Genomic DNA, 15,213 nt, shown 5'->3' with positions numbered 1-15,213 from the left:
CCGAAACGATCGGCGCCATGACGATCGGAGTTCGCGCCGCACGCCGGGTGCGGCAGGTACGGGCACTGGCCTGCCTGACCATCCTCGCCGTGACTGCGCTGGCGATGACCTGGCTGGCGGGGTTGTGGGCACCCGCGGGCGAGGCCAGCGGTCAGGACAAGAACAACAAGAACGGCCTTCGCACCGTGCTGCTGGTCAACGCCGACCATCCGCTGCCGGACGACTATCAGCCGCCGAAGCTGGTCAAACTGGCCGGCACCGTTGCCGTCTCGGGGTCCGGGGTGACGGTGGCGTCCGAGGTCGCCGAACCGTTGCGCAACCTCGTCGCAGCAGCCAAGAAGGCCGGCCTGACCAGGCTGTACGTCGCCAGCGGCTACCGCACCCCCGCCGAGCAGCGCAGGTTGTGGCAGCAGGCCGAGGACAAGTCGTACGTGCAGCGTCCGGGCCACAGCGAACATCAGACCGGCCTGGCGGTCGACCTGGCCGATCTCCGGGTCGGCGACGGCGAGTTCGGCGACAGCCGCGCCGGTCGCTGGCTGGCCGACAACGCCTGGCGGTACGGGTTCGTGCTGCGCTACCCGCCGGGCAAGGAGAAGCTGACCGGAATCTCCTACGAACCGTGGCACTACCGCTATGTCGGCCGCGCGGTGGCCCGGACGTGTCACGATCGGGGTCTGGTGCTGGAGGAGTATGTGATGCAGCCATGAACGACGAGGTTCGCACGACCGGGCACACCATCCTGGTCTGTGACGACGACGCCGACATCGTCCGCGCGTTGCGGATCTACCTGAGCGGCGAGGGCTACGACGTGCTGTCGGCGTTCGACGGTGCCGAAGCCGTCGAAACCGTGCGCTCCCACACCGTCCATCTGGTGCTGCTGGACGTGATGATGCCCGGGCTGGACGGCATCGGCGCCGCCGACCGGATCCGCCGCGAGTCGAACGTGCCGATCATCTTCCTGTCGGCCAAGGGCGAGGAGTCCGACCGGATCCTCGGCCTGCACGCCGGCGCCGACGACTACATCGTGAAGCCGTTCTCGCCGGCCGAACTGTTCGCCCGGATCCGGTCCGCGTTGCGCCGCTACACCCGGCTGGGCGGCCTGGTCGCCGACGACGCCGGCCGGGCCTGGCGCACCGGCGGCCTGGAACTGGACGACGACCGCAAGACGGTTCGGGTGAACGGCGCCCCGGTGACGCTGACCGCATTGGAGTTCGGCATCCTGCGGCACCTGATCGCCCACCAGGACCGGGTGTTCTCCTCGGCTCAGATCTACGAGGCGGTGTGGCGGGAACCCGCCTACGACCCGGGCCGGACGGTGGCGGTCCACGTCCGGCACATCCGCGAGAAGATCGAGGCCGATCCCGGCCGGCCGCGCTACCTGCGGGTCGTGCACGGCCTGGGCTACAAGGTGGTGGCGCTGCCATGAGACGCACCATCGGCTTGTCCTGGATCGCCGTCGCCGGCTTCGCCGCGGCGTCGGTGGGCCTGATCACGGTGCTGTACCAAGGGGTGCAGCCGTTCAACTACTACGGACGCCGCTTCGGGTTCACCCGTGTCCTCCCGGACGCCACCGCCGGCATCGCGCTGTTCGTGGCCGGGACGGCGCTGGCCACCGCGATCTGCCTGTTCGACGCTCCGCGGATGGCCCAGCGCCGGATGCACCGGCTGGACTGGTTCTTCGCCCTGGTCGGCGTGCTGGCGATCTGGGCCCTGGTCGCCGGCTTCTTCGAGAGCGGCCGGGACCGTTGGGTCTGGCATCTGGCGTGCCTGGCGGTGCTGGCGGCGTCCGGCTGGTACCTGTGGGCGACCGCGGTGATCCGGCTGCGGGCCGGCACGCTGGCGCAGACGATCTTCTGGCCGAAGGTGTTCCGCACCCTGCCGCTGAGGCAGTTCGCCGGCATCTTCGTGCTGGCCGTGGTGGTGATCGCGACCCTGGTGCTGGTCGCCGGCGCCCAGTCCGCGATCCAGTCCGCGATCCGCGCCGACCCCTACTACGACCTGCGGCTGTCCTGGTGGCTGTTCTCGGAGTGGGGCACCAAGGTCGGCCTGGCCGGGCTCACCCTGGTCACGGTGGCGGTGCTGTGCCGCAGCATCCTGTCGATCACCGCCGCCAAGGAGGCGGCCGTGGAGGCCCGGCTGCGGGAGGAGCGGTTCCGGGCCGAGCTGATCACCAACCTCACCCACGACCTGCGCACCCCGCTCACCTCGATCGTCAGCTACGTCGACCTGATCGCCAAACTCGACCTGCCCGAGCCGCGGCTGACCGAGTACACCGGGGTGCTGACCCGCAAGGCGGACCGGCTCAAGGGCCTGATCAACGACCTGCTGGACGCCTCCCGGGCCAGCGCCGGCAACCTGCCGGTGCGGCTGCAGCCGATCGGCATCACCGAGATCCTGAGTCAGGTGGCCGGTGACTTCGACGACGCCCTGACCGGACGCCGGCTGACCTGGATCGGTCCCCCGCCGTCCGGCGAGCTCGTCTGGGCGGACGGCGAGCACCTGTGCCGGGTGCTGGAGAACCTGGTCGGCAATGCCGCCAAGTACGCCGCGCCGGGCAGTTGCGTGCATGCCGAACTGGACCGTTCGCCGCACTGGCTACGGCTGCGGATCGCGAACCGCACCGTCGAACCGCTCACCGTGCGACCTGGGGAGTTGACCGCCCAGTTCGTCCGCGGGGACGCGTCCCGGAGCAGCGAGGGCAGCGGACTGGGCTTGTTCATCGCCGACCGGCTGACCGGCCTGATGGGCGGACGGCTCACCGTCACCGTCGATCAGGACCGGTTCACCGCGGCCGTCGAGCTTCCCGTCGCCGCGGCACTGCCGGAGCCGGTCAAGCGGTGACGTCGGCCACCGGGGCGCCGGTGAGCCGGACCAGGTCGTCCGGGGTGAGCCGGAACACCGCGTGCGGATGGCCGGCGGCGGCCCAGATCACGTCGAAGCGGAACAGCTCGGTGTCGATCAGTTCGACGCTGGGGTTGGCGTGCGCGACCGGCGAGACACCGCCGATCGAGAAGCCGGTGACGGCCTTGACGAAGGCGGCGTCCGCGCGGGCCAGTTCGCCGACCTTCGCCGCCACCTTCGACTCGTCCACCCGGCGGTCGCCGGAGGTCATCACCAGCACCGCGGCGTCGTCGGAGCGGCGCCGGAAGATGATGCTCTTCACGATCTGGCCGAGCTCCACGCCGAGCGCGTCGGCGGCGTCCTGGGCGGTGCGGGCCGAGTCGGCCAGCAGCATCGGGGCGTGCGGGTGGCCGAGTTCGGCAAGTCGGGCGGAGACGCGTTGCGCGCCATCGGGCAGAACGGAGGTCATGACCCCATCCTGCCCGACGATCCGGGCTCGGCCCGGGTGAGTTCTTCCAGCAGCTCGATGGCGTGCCGGTACCGGCGTCCGGTGGCGCGGGTCATGCCGAGCTCACAGGTGCGGTTGGAGGAGAGGTGGTCGTCGAAGCGCCCGGCCCGCACCTCGGCCGCCTCGCGGGCGGTGGCGGACGCGGTCAGTTCCGGGTGCAGCAGGCCGCGATCGCCGGCGAACGCGCAGCACCCGGCGTCGAACGGGATCACCACCTCGTCGGCGCAGGCGGCGGCCACCGAACGCAGCTGCTCCACGTCGCCGGCGTGCCGGTCGGAGCAGGTCGGGTGCAGCACCACCCGTCCGAGCCGGCGCGGCACGCTCAGCGCAGGCAGCAGCCGTTCGTTGACGAACCGGGTGGAGTCGATCACCGTGAGCCGGGCCACCTGCTCGGCCAGGGCCGTCTCGCCGCCCAGCTCCAGATCGTGGGCCAGCTCGTGCAGGCCGTGGCTGCAGGAACTGGCCTCGCAGACCACCGGCAGGCGTCCGTCCTCGCTGGCGCGGAGCAGGGACGTCGCGGTCCGGACGGCCATCGCAGCCGCCCCGTCCACCAGCCCTTTCGAGCGCCACACCGTCCCGCAGCACAGCGACGGCAGCTCCTCGGGCAGCCGGACGCCGAGGCCGGCCCGTTCGCACAGCGCCAGGAAGGCGCGGGCCGGACCGGGCGCGCCGGCATCGGACGGCTCGAACAACTCCCCCATGCAGGACGCGAAGAACACCACCTCGGCCGGCTCGGACCCGCCCGGCAGCTTCGCCCGCGCCTCGCCGGGACCGGGCAGGTCGTCGCCGGCCCGCGGCACCAGGTCGGTGGGCAGCACCCGGCGGACGGTGTCGGTGACCGCGCCCAGCACGCTGCCGGGAAGCGTGTCGGCGACCGCCAGGGCGGCCCGCAGCGTGGTCAGCGTCGGCTTCCAGTGCTCGGCCAGGCCGACGCCGATGCGCTGCGCCGCCTTCGGCTGGGCGTCGCGGCGGTGCTGCTTCATGAACACCCCGGTGTCGATGCTGACCGGGCAGGCCAACAGGCACAACGAGTCGGCCGCGCAGGTCTGCACCGCCGCGTAGGAGTAGTCGGGTTCGACCCCGGGAACCCCGGCGGCGACGTCGCGCAGCAGGGCGATCCGTTGCCGGGGGGTTGTGGTGACGTCCTTGCTGGGGCAGCTGGGCTCGCAGTAGCCGCACTCCACGCAGCGGTCGACCAGCGGATCGACCAGTTCCGGACGCTTCAGGTCGCTCAGATGGGCCTGCGGGTCGGTGCTGATGATCACCCCCGGGTTGAGCACCTGATCGGGGTCGAGCAGCTGCTTCAACGCACGCATCACGCCGTACAGCTCGCTGCCGTACTGGCGCTCGACGAACGGCGCCATGGCGCGTCCGGTGCCATGTTCGGCCTTGAGCGAGCCGTCCACGCCGAGCACCAGGTCGACCAGTTCCTCGGTGAACGCGGCCAGCGTCGTCACCTGCGCGGGGTCGCGCAGGTCGGGGTCGATCATGAAGTGCAGGTTGGCGTCCTTGGCGTGCCCGAAGATCACCGCGTCGCGATACCCGTAGCCGGCGCACAGTTCGCCGAGCCCGGCGACGGTCGCGGTGAGGGCCGGCATGGGCACCACGATGTCCTCCAGCAGGGCCGTCGAACCGGGGCGCCGGGCGCCGGCGACCGCGGTGTACAGGCCCTTGCGCACCTGCCACGAGCGGGCCCGGATCTGCGGGTCGGCGGAGAACGCCGCCGGACGCCTCAGTGCGGTCAGGCCGTCCAGCCGGGCCACCACGGCGCTCAGGTCGGCGACCCGTCCGGCCAGTTCGTCGGCGTCGGCGCCCTGGGCCTCGACCAGTAGCGCGGTGTGCTGCCGCACCTTGAGCTCGCGCAGCGCCTCCAGCGGGTTGGGCAGCGCCTGCGCCACCCGCAGCGAGGCGGCGTCCATCAGTTCGGCGGTGCGGGCACCGGCCCCGACCAGGTCGGGCAGGGCGTCGGTGGCCTGCGCGATGGTGTCGAAGACCAGCAGCGCGGTGGACGCCTTCGGCAGCAGCGGGACGGTGTGGAAGGTGGCCGAGGCGATGAAGCCGAGGGTGCCCTCGGAGCCGACCATCAGGTGGGCCAGGATCTGCACCGGGTCGTCGAAGTCGAGGAACGAGTTCAGCCCGTAGCCCATGGTGTTCTTCATCGAGAACTGGTGGGCGATCCGGCGCACCGAGTCGGGGTTGCCGCGGACCCGGTCGCGGAGCCGGGCCAGCCCCTGCCACAACTCGGGTTCGACGGCGCGCAGCTGCGCGTCGGCGTCCGGGGCGGCGGTGTCGACGACGGTGCCGCTGAGCAGCACGATCTCCAGCCCGGCCAGCGTCCGGTAGGTGTTCTGGGTGGTGCCGCAGGCCATTCCGGAGGAGTTGTCGGCGACCACGCCGCCGATGGTGCAGGCGATCTCGCTGGCCGGGTCGGGGCCGAGGATGCGGCCGTAGGGCGCCAGCCGGGCGTTCACCGCGCGGACGGTCGCCCCGGGCTGGCAGCGCACCCGGGCGCCGTCGTCCAGCACCTCGACCGAGCGGAAACCGCGCCGGGTGTCGATCAGGACGCCGTCGCCGCCACCCTGTCCGGACAGCGAGGTGCCGCCGGAGCGGAAGGTGACGCCGACCCGGTGCGCCCGGGCCACCGCGACCGCGCGGGCCACGTCGGTGGTGCCGGCGGCCAGCACCACCGCCTGCGGGCGGAGCAGGTAGTGCGAGGCGTCGTGGGCGAAGCGGGAGAGGTCGATGGCGCGGTCGGTGACCGCATCGTCCCCGATGGCCCGGCGCAACTCTTGCACGAAGGCGGTGTCGACCATGGTTGCTCCTTTGCAATGGTCTGACCATAGAAACGTAAGACGGCCGATGGTCAGGTGTCAAGCGGTACTGGCAGAATGGGTCGGTGGCATCCAAGACCGGGCCGGCTCGCATCGACTGGCAGCCGATTCCGCGTACTCGCGCGTACGAACTGGTGATCCGGCAGATCGAGGAGCAGATCCTGGCCGGCGCGCTGCACGTCGGCGACCAGTTGCCCGCCGAACGCGACCTGGCCGCCCGGCTGGGCGTCAGTCGCGCCGCCGTCCGCGAGGCGATGCGGGCGATGGAGGCTCAAGGCGTGGTCCGCTCCGGCGTCGGGGTCGGGCCCGACAGCGGCACCTTCCTCACCTCGATGCCGAGCAAGGCGCTCACCCAGTTCCTGCGGCTGCACATGGCGCTGGCCAACTTCCCGATCGACGACGTGGTCGAGACCCGGATCATGCTGGAGCGCTGGAGCGCCCGGCTGGCCGCGCGGCAGGCGTCCGCCGACGATCTCGCCACGATGAGCACCCTGCTCGACGCGATGGATTCCGAGAGCGCCGACATGCGGGCCTTCAACGAACTCGACACCGACTTCCACGTCGCGCTCGCCGACGCCGCCCACAACACCCTGATCACCGAGATGACCACCGCCATCCGGCACTCGATGCGTTCGATGGTGCTCGACTCGTTCCGGGAGCACGGCGACTGGCCCACGCTGTCCGCCCGGCTGCACACCCAACACCGCGCGATCTACGACGCGATCGCCGCCGGTGACCCGCAACGCGCCGCGGACGCCGTCGAAGAACATCTGCGCAGCGCCGCCGCCACCCTGGGCTGGAGCACACGCGCCGACTGAACCTGCCGCCACCGGCGGGGCTGAGGCCGCCGGCAGGCTGGGCGGGGATTGAGTATTCCCCGGCGACCCTGGGACACCTGCCTGACGTTGCGGCAGCGGTGATTGCGGGCCGCCAAGTCCCGACAAGCCAAGCCCTCCCGCCGGGATTCGACGCTCTGGTGATCAGCGTCGCCGGCCGGACCCATGGAACGCACGACCCCCCGAACTCAACATTGACCACCCTGAGAAGTCGATAAATAGTTCGCTCCGGGGATGGTCGGGCTCAGGCCCAGCGGGCTAAGGTGTTGAAACGCTACATTCAGCGTTCAGACAAGGGAGGCAATCTGCCATGAGGCACGCCCTCGCCGTTGCGCTATTCATCGCGGCTCTTATCGGTGGCACTTTAACCTCCGGCCCAAGCACTGTTCAAGCGCAGACTCCTCAGGTGCCGCTGACCCTCTTCTCCCCAGCACAACTCGAGGATCTGACGACGTTCGCGCGTCAAAACAACCGAGCCCTTTCCGACGTCGCAGCCCAGTTTTATCGAGTGGATCAGTTCGAAGAACTCGTCGATCGAGTTCGCTCACGGTACCCGCGCGACCTGGTTGCAGCCGAATGGGGTGTGGGATCTGGCATCATCTACATCCACCATGGCGTCGAAGCTGGCGTTGCAGCAATGACTCGGGGTGTGGCTGACATTCTCCAAACGCGCACCAACGGAAGCCCCGGTGAGCAGGATCAACAGTTGCTTATTTCCGGCGTCAAGGACTTCCTTCAGAAAGTCGGGGTGCGGCGACACGAAATCTGGTTCGACCATAGGACCAATGGCGTCAATGCGGCCGTACCCAGCGAAAGGCGTCCATCCCTGGAGGCGTCCATCCCCGATACCCTTATAAAGTCTCTCGCCGCACATGGCACCTCCCTGAGGCTAGTGGACGGCACTTCGGCAGAATTTGCGGCCGCGAAGGGGGGCATGGTCTACTCCGGTTGCACCGGTGCATTTATCGTGAAGGCTGGCTCGACTCGTGGCATCTCGACGGCCGCACACTGCTCGAGTAAGCCATCGTCATACGATGGTAACACCCTTGGCTCCTCGTCGGCTTTATCTGATCGGGACGTGAGATGGACACGCTTCTCTTCGGGATCCTCTAGCAACATATTTCAGTACACGGCAGGAGGCTACCGGACAGTTACATCGTCAGGTAATCCGACCGTAGGCAGCTTGGTCTGCAAGTATGGGAAGGTCACGGGGTACTTCTGCACATCTGTCCTAGCCGCAGGCCAGACATATAATGGTTACTCGTCCATCTACAAGACCAGTTCCGGAAGCGTCCAACCCGGCGACTCAGGAGGCCCCTGGTACTACGCCAACAAAGCGTTCGGAGTTACATCAGGGCGCGTATACTCTCCCAGCAATCCATCATTCACGACCAATGATTTATTCAGTGGCGTAGGCTCATTGAACCTGCTCGGCGTTGTAGTGGTCACATCCTAAGCTACTCACTGAGATGATTCACCGCAAACGTCCGTCCGCCTGGATTCTCTGCGTCGGTCTCGGCGCTTTGGTGGCGGCGACGATCTGGTTTGCATTCCGATCCCAGTCATCGATACCGACGGAGTTGTCGGTAAAAGTCACGGACGGCGGTATCAACTATCTCAGCAATCCCGGAAAGTTCGGGGACGCGATTCGACATAACGGAGTCTTCGAAGTTCTCAGCGATCGCTGCCTTTACGTTCGAATCCAGGATCAATCGGACGAAGACGGCAGACTGTATCTTGCCGCAATCGGCGCCACATCGACCGTGAATGAACATTCCGTGCAGCGCGGCGACCTCAAATACCTGTTGGGTCAACTCGCCGCGTTCGAGAAGTCTGAGTTGGTAGGCACGGTGCCCGCAAGCTACTTCGACACTTGCACGCTCTCCAACGAGGTGTACGCGCTGGAATTGGCTACATGAGTGGCTCGCCCCGCGAGGACGTGACCAGCCGCGGGCAAGTCCGGACAGCCACGGGAGTATTTCCCCAGCGACCGCGGAGCACCTATCGGTAGTTCCGCCCGAGGGACGCAGGAGGAAACATGCCCGTACCGCGCGACGACGCCGCCATCGACCGCCTGACCACCGTGCTCGGCCAGGGCCATCACGACCGGCCGGACGAACTGGTCGACTACCACGGCTACGACGTGCACGAGCCGGAGGGCTGGCTGTGGCACGAGCCGCAGGACCAGCCCCCGCTGCAACAGCCGGACGCCTACGACCTAGCCGACGCGCTGCCCGGCGCCCGGCTGCACGAAGCACCCGGCCCAGTGCTGGACAGCAGCGGCGGTTCGGCCCCGTTCACCGCCGAGCAGCAGGAGTACTGCCGGCGCAGCCTGGACGTCACCATGAAGGGCGGCACCACCAGCGCCGTGATCTATCCGCTGGCGCTGTGCGAACTGGCCCGGCACTTCCGGTTCCGCAATCTCGGCGGGGCCTCCGCCGGCGCCATCGCGGCGTCCCTGGCGGCGGCGGCCGAACTGGGCCGCACCCGCCGGGCGTCCGGGGCGAGCACGGACGACGCCCGCGACGCCGAGCAGGTCGCCCAGGGACGCCTCCGGCAGGGCTTCGCCGGCCTGGCCGACGTGATCGCCTGGGTGACCCAGCAGGACCGGCCCCAGGCGGCGGACGAGTACCGGCTGGTGCAGCTGTTCAAGCCCACCCTGGCCGGACTGCCACTGTTCCGGGTGCTGGCGGCCGCGATGCGGAAGCAGTACGTGCGGGGTGCGCTGCTGTTGTTGGTCAGCCTGGACGCCAAGGTGCTGGCGCTCACCCTGGTGCCGTTCGTGCTGGCGCCGCTCGGCCTGTCGGCGTCGGCGCCGTGGCGCTGGGGCGGCAGCTGGTCCAGCCCCGGCAATTACGCCTGGTCGGTGCTGCTGCTCTGGCTGGCGTTCGGCTGGGTGATCCCGCTGCTGGCGCTGTGGCTGACCCGTCCCCGCCGCAAGCCGCCGCGGACCCGGACCGGTTTCGAGCCGCCGGTCGCCGTCCAGCCGCCACCGGTCGAGCCGCGTCCCTGGCTGACCACTCTGGCGCTGACGGTGCTGGCCGCGGTGGGCTGGGTGCTGGCCGCCCTCTACGCGATGGGCGGGACCGGGCTGCTGCTGAGCATCGTGTTCCTGGTGGCCGAGGTGACCTTCGTGGTGATCGGTTTCGGGATCGGCATCCTGCTGTTCTCCACCACGGCGAAGAAGCACCGCTTCGGGCTGATCGGTGGTTCCGGCGCCGCCGTCGACTCCCACACCTGGCGGGGGCGGCTCGCCGCGCTGCTGGACAGCGCGACCGGCATCCTGCCGCCCAGCACCGTGCAGGGCAACCTGACCGACTGGCTGAGCGACGCCCTGGCCGACCTGGCCGGGCTCGGTTCGGACCAGGTGCTGCGGTTCGGGCACCTGTGGTCGGGCGGCGACTACGTCCCCGGTGACCCGACCGGGATCGGGCGCCGCGCCGCCCACAACCCGCGGCTGCGGTCGATCAACCTGGAACTGATGAGCACCGAGCTGATCCGCCGGGCGCCCTACCGGTTCCCGCTGCCGGCGGCGGAGTCGGCGTCCGAGCAACTCTGGTTCGACCCGGCCGATCTGGCCGGCCTGGTGCCGCAGCGAGTGATCGACGCGATGACCGCCGGCGCCGCACCGCGTCCGGTGCGCTCACTGGCCACCGGAACCGAGGTCGCCCTGTACCCGTTCCCGCAGCCCTGGGACCTGCCCGTGGTGTTCGCCACCCGCGCCTCGGTGGCGTTGCCGGCCCTGCTCCAGGCCGTCCGGCTGTACGAGCTGCGCGAGGGCGCTGCCCCGGTGCGCACCGAGTTCGGGGCCCGGCTGGCCCGGCCCGGCGGTGCGGAACTGCGCTGGCCGGGTGCCGCCGGGACCGCTCCGGTGGCGCAGGAACTGTGGCTGACCGACGGCGGGGTGACGTCGAACTTCCCGATCCACCTGTTCGACTCGCCGCTGCCGTTGTGGCCCACGGTCGGGATCGACCTCGGTTCGCATCCGGCCGGCGCCGATCACCAGGACGTCTACCTGTACGGGGACGCCGGCGCGATGAAGGAGCTGGGCACGCCGCTGGGTGGGTCGATGAGCAGCTTCATCAGCGCGATCCTGGGCACCGGGCTGCAGTGGCGGGACACCGCGCAGCTCTCCATGCCGGCGTTCCAGGCCCGGATCGCGGTGGTCCGGCAGCGCAGCTACGAGGGCGGCAACAACCTGCTGATGACCCGCGACGACATCGCGTCGCTGGCGTTGCGCGGCGTGGTCGCCGGCATGCGGCTGCGCCGCCGGTTCGCCAGCGACGCCCAGTGGCAGCGTCAGCAGTGGCTGCGGCTGCGGGTGGCCGGGGACAGCCTGGTCAAGCTCACCGACCGGCTGCGGGTGTCGCTGCGCGAGCAGACCTACACGGCCCTGGTTCCGGACGATCCGGGACGCCGGCCGCTGGACGAACTGGACGCCCTGGGCGTCCGGCTGACCGACCAGGCCGACCCGAATCCGCCCCAGGCCACCCCGGACTCACCGGAGCTTCCGGTGGACTGGTACCGGCCGGAGTCGGCGGCATTCTTCGCCGAGCTGGCCTCGATGCTGGACCCGGCCCGGCGCAGCACCGTGGACGCCGCCGTGCTGCGGGACGGTGCACCGTGGCCGCCGGCCGAGCTGCGTCAGGTCCCGCGGGACTGACGGCGGCCGCTACTGGATGCCGCCGGCCTGCACGGCCCGGACGGCGTCCAGGGCGGCCGGGTCGCCGTCCGCCTCGGGTTCCGGCCCGCGGCCCCACAGCCAGCGATCGACCGCCTCGGCGGTGCCGGCGAACCCGGCGTCCGGCGGCAGGTCGGTGACCCGGACGATGCCGGGCTGGTCGTAGCTCTTCCCGGATTGGCCGACGCCGCGCCAGCGTCCGGGCCGGACCAGCACCGTCCGCTCCACGTCGGTCAGGGTGAGGGCGACCACCGCGTCGGAGGGGGCGAACTCGAAACCCGGCAGGGTGCCCCACCAGGCGAACATCACGTCGATGGCGTGCCGGACGCCGTCGACGGCCACCTCGGGGTCGATCGGGGTGGGCGTCCGGCCGGCCACCAGTTCGGCGTCCAGGCGGTGCATGACCGCCTCGTGCAGCTGCATCCGGCGGGTGAACCCGACCGTCTGGTCGGTGTCGAACCATGACCAGGCCGGCTGCTCGTCGACCCGCTTGTCGAGTTGCTCGATCAGGGCGTCGGTTTCGGCGTCCAGCAGCGCGACGGTGCCGGCGAGGTCGCCGGGACGGGCCGGCTTCTCCCCCTGGATCGCCTCGGCGTCAGCGTCGGCGAGCACCCCGGAAGCCAGGATCCGCGCCCAGAAGCCGTGCACCTCGGTGAGATGCCAGAGCAGGTCGGCGGCCGTCCATTCCGGGCACGTCGGCACGGCTGCGGCCGGATCGGCGGCCGTCACCGCCTCGACGAAGCGCTTGGTCTCGGCCTTGATCACCGTTGAGTGGTCGAACATCTTCTCGACCATACGTCAGGGCCTGACACCATGGGGTGGTGACCCCACCCGCCTCCTCCCCCCGTCCACTCCCCGGTGTCGGCTCACCACTCGCCGCGGCGCTGTTCGCCGGCGGGCTGGTCGGGCTGATCTGGTGGGCGATGGTCGGCACCCGGCGCGGTCAACGGCTGGACGCGCTGGCTTTGGAGGGCTCACACATCGGCGCCTGGCGGGTGGACGCCCAGGCCGACCAGTTGCTGTCCACAGTGTCGGTGCCCACGGTGGCGGCGATCATCGTGGCGGTGCTCGCGATCGGCATGGTCCGGGGACGCTGGGTGGCGGCCCTGGCCGCCGCGACGGCCGTGGCCGGGGCCAACCTCACCACCCAACTGCTCAAGTACCGGATCTTCCAGCGCGACGACCTGCTCGACTACGGCGCCTGGAACGGCACCAACACGCTGCCGTCGGGACACACCACGGTGGCGGCCGCCGCCCTGGTCGGGCTGATCCTGGTGGTGCCGCCGACACTGCGCTCGCTGACCGCGGCGGTGGGCACCCTGGCGGTCTCCGCCTACGGCCTGGCCACCCTGGTCAACCAGTGGCATCGCCCCTCGGACGTGGCGGCGGCGATCCTGGTGTCCTGCGCCTGGGGCTACCTGGCGGTGGCGGTGATCCGGCTCGCCGAGCGGACCGGACGGCGCCGCGACGCCGCGCACTCCCCCGGCGCGATGTCGGTGATCCTGGTCGCGCTCGGCATCTGCGGGGTGGCGCTGACCGTGGCCGCCGGTTTCCTCGCCTGGGACGGCTCCCCCGACGCCGGCGACCGGACCACGGCGCTGATCGCCTACGCCGGCGGCATCGCCGCCCTGGCCGGCACCTGCTGCGGCGGCCTCGGCGCCCTGCTGCGGCTGCTGGACGCCACCCGTCCGCTACCCCACAAGCGGGAACGGGTCGAACTGGGCGACGTCGGAGCTACTGCGCCGGCGCCAGTGAAGGAACAGCCGTCAAGCTGAACCGATCGAACAGATCTAGGCAGCTCCGCCCCACCCTTCAATCCGACACCAGGCGCCGAGCCGCTCACTGGCAGATTATGCCATCGCGGCTACGATCGGTTCGACACGAATGGAGGCGCCATGCCAACACGGAACGTGGTCCTGACCGCACACCAGTCGAGCCTGGTCGAGGAACTCGTGAGCACCGGCCGCTACCAGAACGCAAGCGAGGTGCTCCGAGAAGGCCTGCGTCTGGTCGAGCAGCGAGAACGCCGAGACGCAGCAAAGCTCGCTGCGCTGCGTTCAGCCGTCGGCGAAGGTCGGGCCGATCTCGCCGCTGGCCGATACGTCGAAGTCGACGATGCGGCACTGGACGACTACTTCGCGGAACTTGGCGCGCGCGCGGCCTCCCGCCGACCCGCGTGATGGGGCGCTATCGCCTCTCAGCGGCAGCGCAATCCGATGTGGCCGGCATCTTGGCTTGGTCACAGGAACAGTTCGGCGAGTCAGCCCGGAAGCGCTATCAAGCGTTGCTGTCGGCCGCACTCCGCGACGTGGCCGCTCAGCCCGAAGGCATCGGCGCTATCCGACGCCCCGAACTCGGGGACGACTTCGTCACGTGGCATCTCCGTCTGAGCCGCAACCATGTGCCGAGTACCGTCGGCACCGTGCAACGGCCGCGACACCTCCTCGTCTATCGGCACGTGGAGTCAGTCGTTGAAGTGGTGCGTGTGCTCCACGACTCGATGGAACTCAGCCGACACCTCGAAGACGGGCAGCGCACCGACTGAACGGTTGTGCGGGCCACTTCCCGATCAGCGCCCCGGTGCACTCCCCGCCGTCGGTGTCGTCGTGGTGTCGATCGGAACCGTGAGCGCCACCTGATAGCCGTCGTCGACGCTGCCGGTGACGGTGGCCATCTGGTGTGCGGCGCCGTCCTCGCCGAAGACGTTGTCGGTGGTCAGGCTGACCGCGGCGAAGTTGGCCACCGAGGCCGCGTAGCGGTCGGTGGCGTAGACGACGTCGCAGACGTCCTTCGGAAACGCCAGCTGTGAGGTGCAGATCCCCTTGTCGGCGTCGACGATGCTCGCCTCGTCCGGGTAGACCTCGAAGTGGACGTGCGGCCAGCGTCCGGAATAGCAGGCCGGGAAGATGCTGGTGAAAGTGACTTTGCCGGCGGAGTCGGCGATCTGCACGCCCCGCAGGTAGTTCTCGTTCTCCACGCCCTCGGAGTACATCGAGTAGTTGCCGGCCGCGTCGCAGTGCCAGGCGTAGACGGCCACGCCGGCGAACGCCCCGCCACCGCCCGCCATGTCGAGAATGGTCAAGGTCATCGTCATCGGCACGCCCTCGGCTTTCGTCGTGCTGGTGCCGAAGCTGCTGGTGATGTCGGAGCGGACCACCCCACTCTGTTCCAGGATGTCCGGGCCGTTGGTGCCGTCGGCCGGGTAGGGACCGTTGGTCTCGTCCGGAATCTCGGTCAGCCCGGTCGAACTGGTCGCCGCCGCGCTCGAGGTGGTGGACGTCTCCGAACTGCAGGCGGCAAGGGTCAGCCCGAGCGCGCCGGCGCCGGCCAGGACGAACATTCCACGCCGGCTGAGCAACGTGCCGATGTCGAACTGGAGGCCCTGATCGACCAGCTCCTCCCCCAGGACGGGCAAGCGGACGCCCCTGGTAGCTGGGCGGGCCGATGCGGTTGCTGGTCATCACGAGCTCCGATCTGGACGAGGAACAACTGTCCCGATCATCGTCGTGTCCCCAG

The 15,213-nt window shown here is 69.9% G+C and carries 14 protein-coding genes; 9 read left to right on the top strand and 5 right to left on the bottom strand.

Annotated features, from left to right (window positions below; translation table 11 throughout):
• Positions 1–17: 17 nt before the first annotated feature.
• From QM582_RS17755 to QM582_RS17745, 3 genes are read left to right on the top strand one after another with little or no spacing between them, the layout of a single operon-like run.
• The gene (locus QM582_RS17755; RefSeq protein ID WP_415086639.1) at positions 18–707 is read left to right on the top strand and encodes a M15 family metallopeptidase; all 690 of its coding nucleotides are present in this window, start codon (positions 18–20) and stop codon (positions 705–707) included.
• Positions 704–1,426, top strand: coding sequence for a response regulator transcription factor (locus QM582_RS17750; protein ID WP_415086638.1), 723 nt, complete (start codon positions 704–706; stop codon positions 1,424–1,426). The genes QM582_RS17755 and QM582_RS17750 overlap by 4 nt, the downstream gene beginning before the upstream one ends.
• Entirely contained in the window at positions 1,423–2,841 is a 1,419-nt protein-coding gene (locus QM582_RS17745; RefSeq protein WP_415086637.1) for a sensor histidine kinase, read from the top strand. Before QM582_RS17750 ends, QM582_RS17745 begins: the two co-directional genes overlap by 4 nt.
• Here the strand turns inward: QM582_RS17745 and QM582_RS17740 are convergent.
• Both QM582_RS17740 and QM582_RS17735 read right to left on the bottom strand, forming a co-directional pair.
• A complete protein-coding gene (locus tag QM582_RS17740; RefSeq protein ID WP_415086635.1) occupies positions 2,831–3,310 on the bottom strand; it encodes a YbaK/EbsC family protein in 480 nt (159 codons plus the stop codon). The two genes, QM582_RS17745 and QM582_RS17740, sit on opposite strands and share 11 nt — an antisense overlap.
• Positions 3,307–6,162 carry an FAD-binding and (Fe-S)-binding domain-containing protein gene (locus QM582_RS17735; protein ID WP_415086633.1) on the bottom strand — a complete coding sequence of 952 codons (2,856 nt, stop codon included), beginning with the start codon at positions 6,160–6,162 and terminating at the stop codon, positions 3,307–3,309. Before QM582_RS17735 ends, QM582_RS17740 begins: the two co-directional genes overlap by 4 nt.
• An 83-nt stretch (positions 6,163–6,245) precedes the next feature.
• Here QM582_RS17735 and QM582_RS17730 point away from each other — a divergent pair, with 83 nt between their 5' ends.
• Entirely contained in the window at positions 6,246–6,998 is a 753-nt protein-coding gene (locus QM582_RS17730) for a FadR/GntR family transcriptional regulator (protein WP_415086631.1), read from the top strand.
• 562 nt (positions 6,999–7,560) lie between these two features.
• On the opposite strand, the gene QM582_RS17725 is transcribed toward QM582_RS17730, so the two are convergent.
• Positions 7,561–7,794, bottom strand: a complete 234-nt coding sequence (locus tag QM582_RS17725; protein WP_415086629.1) for a hypothetical protein — start codon at positions 7,792–7,794, stop codon at positions 7,561–7,563.
• Between the two features lie 691 nt (positions 7,795–8,485).
• On the opposite strand from QM582_RS17725, the gene QM582_RS17720 reads away from it, so the two are divergent.
• Positions 8,486–8,935, top strand: a complete 450-nt coding sequence (locus tag QM582_RS17720; RefSeq protein ID WP_415086628.1) for a hypothetical protein — start codon at positions 8,486–8,488, stop codon at positions 8,933–8,935.
• Between the two features lie 119 nt (positions 8,936–9,054).
• Entirely contained in the window at positions 9,055–11,679 is a 2,625-nt protein-coding gene (locus tag QM582_RS17715; protein WP_415086626.1) for a hypothetical protein, read from the top strand.
• Between the two features lie 9 nt (positions 11,680–11,688).
• Here the strand turns inward: QM582_RS17715 and QM582_RS17710 are convergent, their stop codons facing one another.
• The gene (locus QM582_RS17710; RefSeq protein WP_415086624.1) at positions 11,689–12,480 is read right to left on the bottom strand and encodes a maleylpyruvate isomerase N-terminal domain-containing protein; all 792 of its coding nucleotides are present in this window, start codon (positions 12,478–12,480) and stop codon (positions 11,689–11,691) included.
• A gap of 38 nt (positions 12,481–12,518) precedes the next feature.
• Here QM582_RS17710 and QM582_RS17705 point away from each other — a divergent pair, with 38 nt between their 5' ends.
• From QM582_RS17705 to QM582_RS17695, 3 genes are all read left to right on the top strand, one after another.
• Positions 12,519–13,472 carry a phosphatase PAP2 family protein gene (locus tag QM582_RS17705; RefSeq protein ID WP_415086622.1) on the top strand — a complete coding sequence of 318 codons (954 nt, stop codon included), beginning with the start codon at positions 12,519–12,521 and terminating at the stop codon, positions 13,470–13,472.
• Positions 13,473–13,592: 120 nt separating this feature from the next.
• On the top strand, positions 13,593–13,877 hold the full coding sequence (locus tag QM582_RS17700; RefSeq protein WP_415086621.1) for a type II toxin-antitoxin system ParD family antitoxin: 285 nt from the start codon (positions 13,593–13,595) through the stop codon (positions 13,875–13,877).
• Positions 13,877–14,242: a type II toxin-antitoxin system RelE/ParE family toxin gene (locus QM582_RS17695; RefSeq protein ID WP_415086619.1), complete on the top strand. Its 366-nt coding sequence runs from the start codon at positions 13,877–13,879 to the stop codon at positions 14,240–14,242. Before QM582_RS17700 ends, QM582_RS17695 begins: the two co-directional genes overlap by 1 nt.
• A gap of 24 nt (positions 14,243–14,266) precedes the next feature.
• Here QM582_RS17695 and QM582_RS17690 read toward each other — a convergent pair whose 3' ends face one another.
• Positions 14,267–15,112: an intradiol ring-cleavage dioxygenase gene (locus QM582_RS17690; protein WP_415086618.1), complete on the bottom strand. Its 846-nt coding sequence runs from the start codon at positions 15,110–15,112 to the stop codon at positions 14,267–14,269.
• Positions 15,113–15,213: the final 101 nt, after the last annotated feature.

The organism is Micropruina sp. (assembly GCF_047607385.1).
Lineage (GTDB): Bacteria > Actinomycetota > Actinomycetes > Propionibacteriales > Propionibacteriaceae > Micropruina.
This window is presented reverse-complemented; position numbering and strand designations above follow the sequence as displayed.

Bases quoted from the DNA above. Each gene is read 5' to 3' on its own strand.
- QM582_RS17740 (WP_415086635.1), bottom strand. From the start codon at position 3,310: ATGACCTCCGTTCTGCCCGATGGCGCGCAACGCGTCTCCGCCCGACTT.
- QM582_RS17755 (WP_415086639.1), top strand. From the start codon at position 18: ATGACGATCGGAGTTCGCGCCGCACGCCGGGTGCGGCAGGTACGGGCA.
- QM582_RS17720 (WP_415086628.1), top strand. From the start codon at position 8,486: ATGATTCACCGCAAACGTCCGTCCGCCTGGATTCTCTGCGTCGGTCTC.
- QM582_RS17735 (WP_415086633.1), bottom strand. From the start codon at position 6,162: ATGGTCGACACCGCCTTCGTGCAAGAGTTGCGCCGGGCCATCGGGGAC.
- QM582_RS17700 (WP_415086621.1), top strand. From the start codon at position 13,593: ATGCCAACACGGAACGTGGTCCTGACCGCACACCAGTCGAGCCTGGTC.
- QM582_RS17750 (WP_415086638.1), top strand. From the start codon at position 704: ATGAACGACGAGGTTCGCACGACCGGGCACACCATCCTGGTCTGTGAC.
- QM582_RS17695 (WP_415086619.1), top strand. From the start codon at position 13,877: ATGGGGCGCTATCGCCTCTCAGCGGCAGCGCAATCCGATGTGGCCGGC.
- QM582_RS17725 (WP_415086629.1), bottom strand. From the start codon at position 7,794: ATGGTCGAACCAGATTTCGTGTCGCCGCACCCCGACTTTCTGAAGGAA.
- QM582_RS17710 (WP_415086624.1), bottom strand. From the start codon at position 12,480: ATGTTCGACCACTCAACGGTGATCAAGGCCGAGACCAAGCGCTTCGTC.
- QM582_RS17745 (WP_415086637.1), top strand. From the start codon at position 1,423: ATGAGACGCACCATCGGCTTGTCCTGGATCGCCGTCGCCGGCTTCGCC.
- QM582_RS17715 (WP_415086626.1), top strand. From the start codon at position 9,055: ATGCCCGTACCGCGCGACGACGCCGCCATCGACCGCCTGACCACCGTG.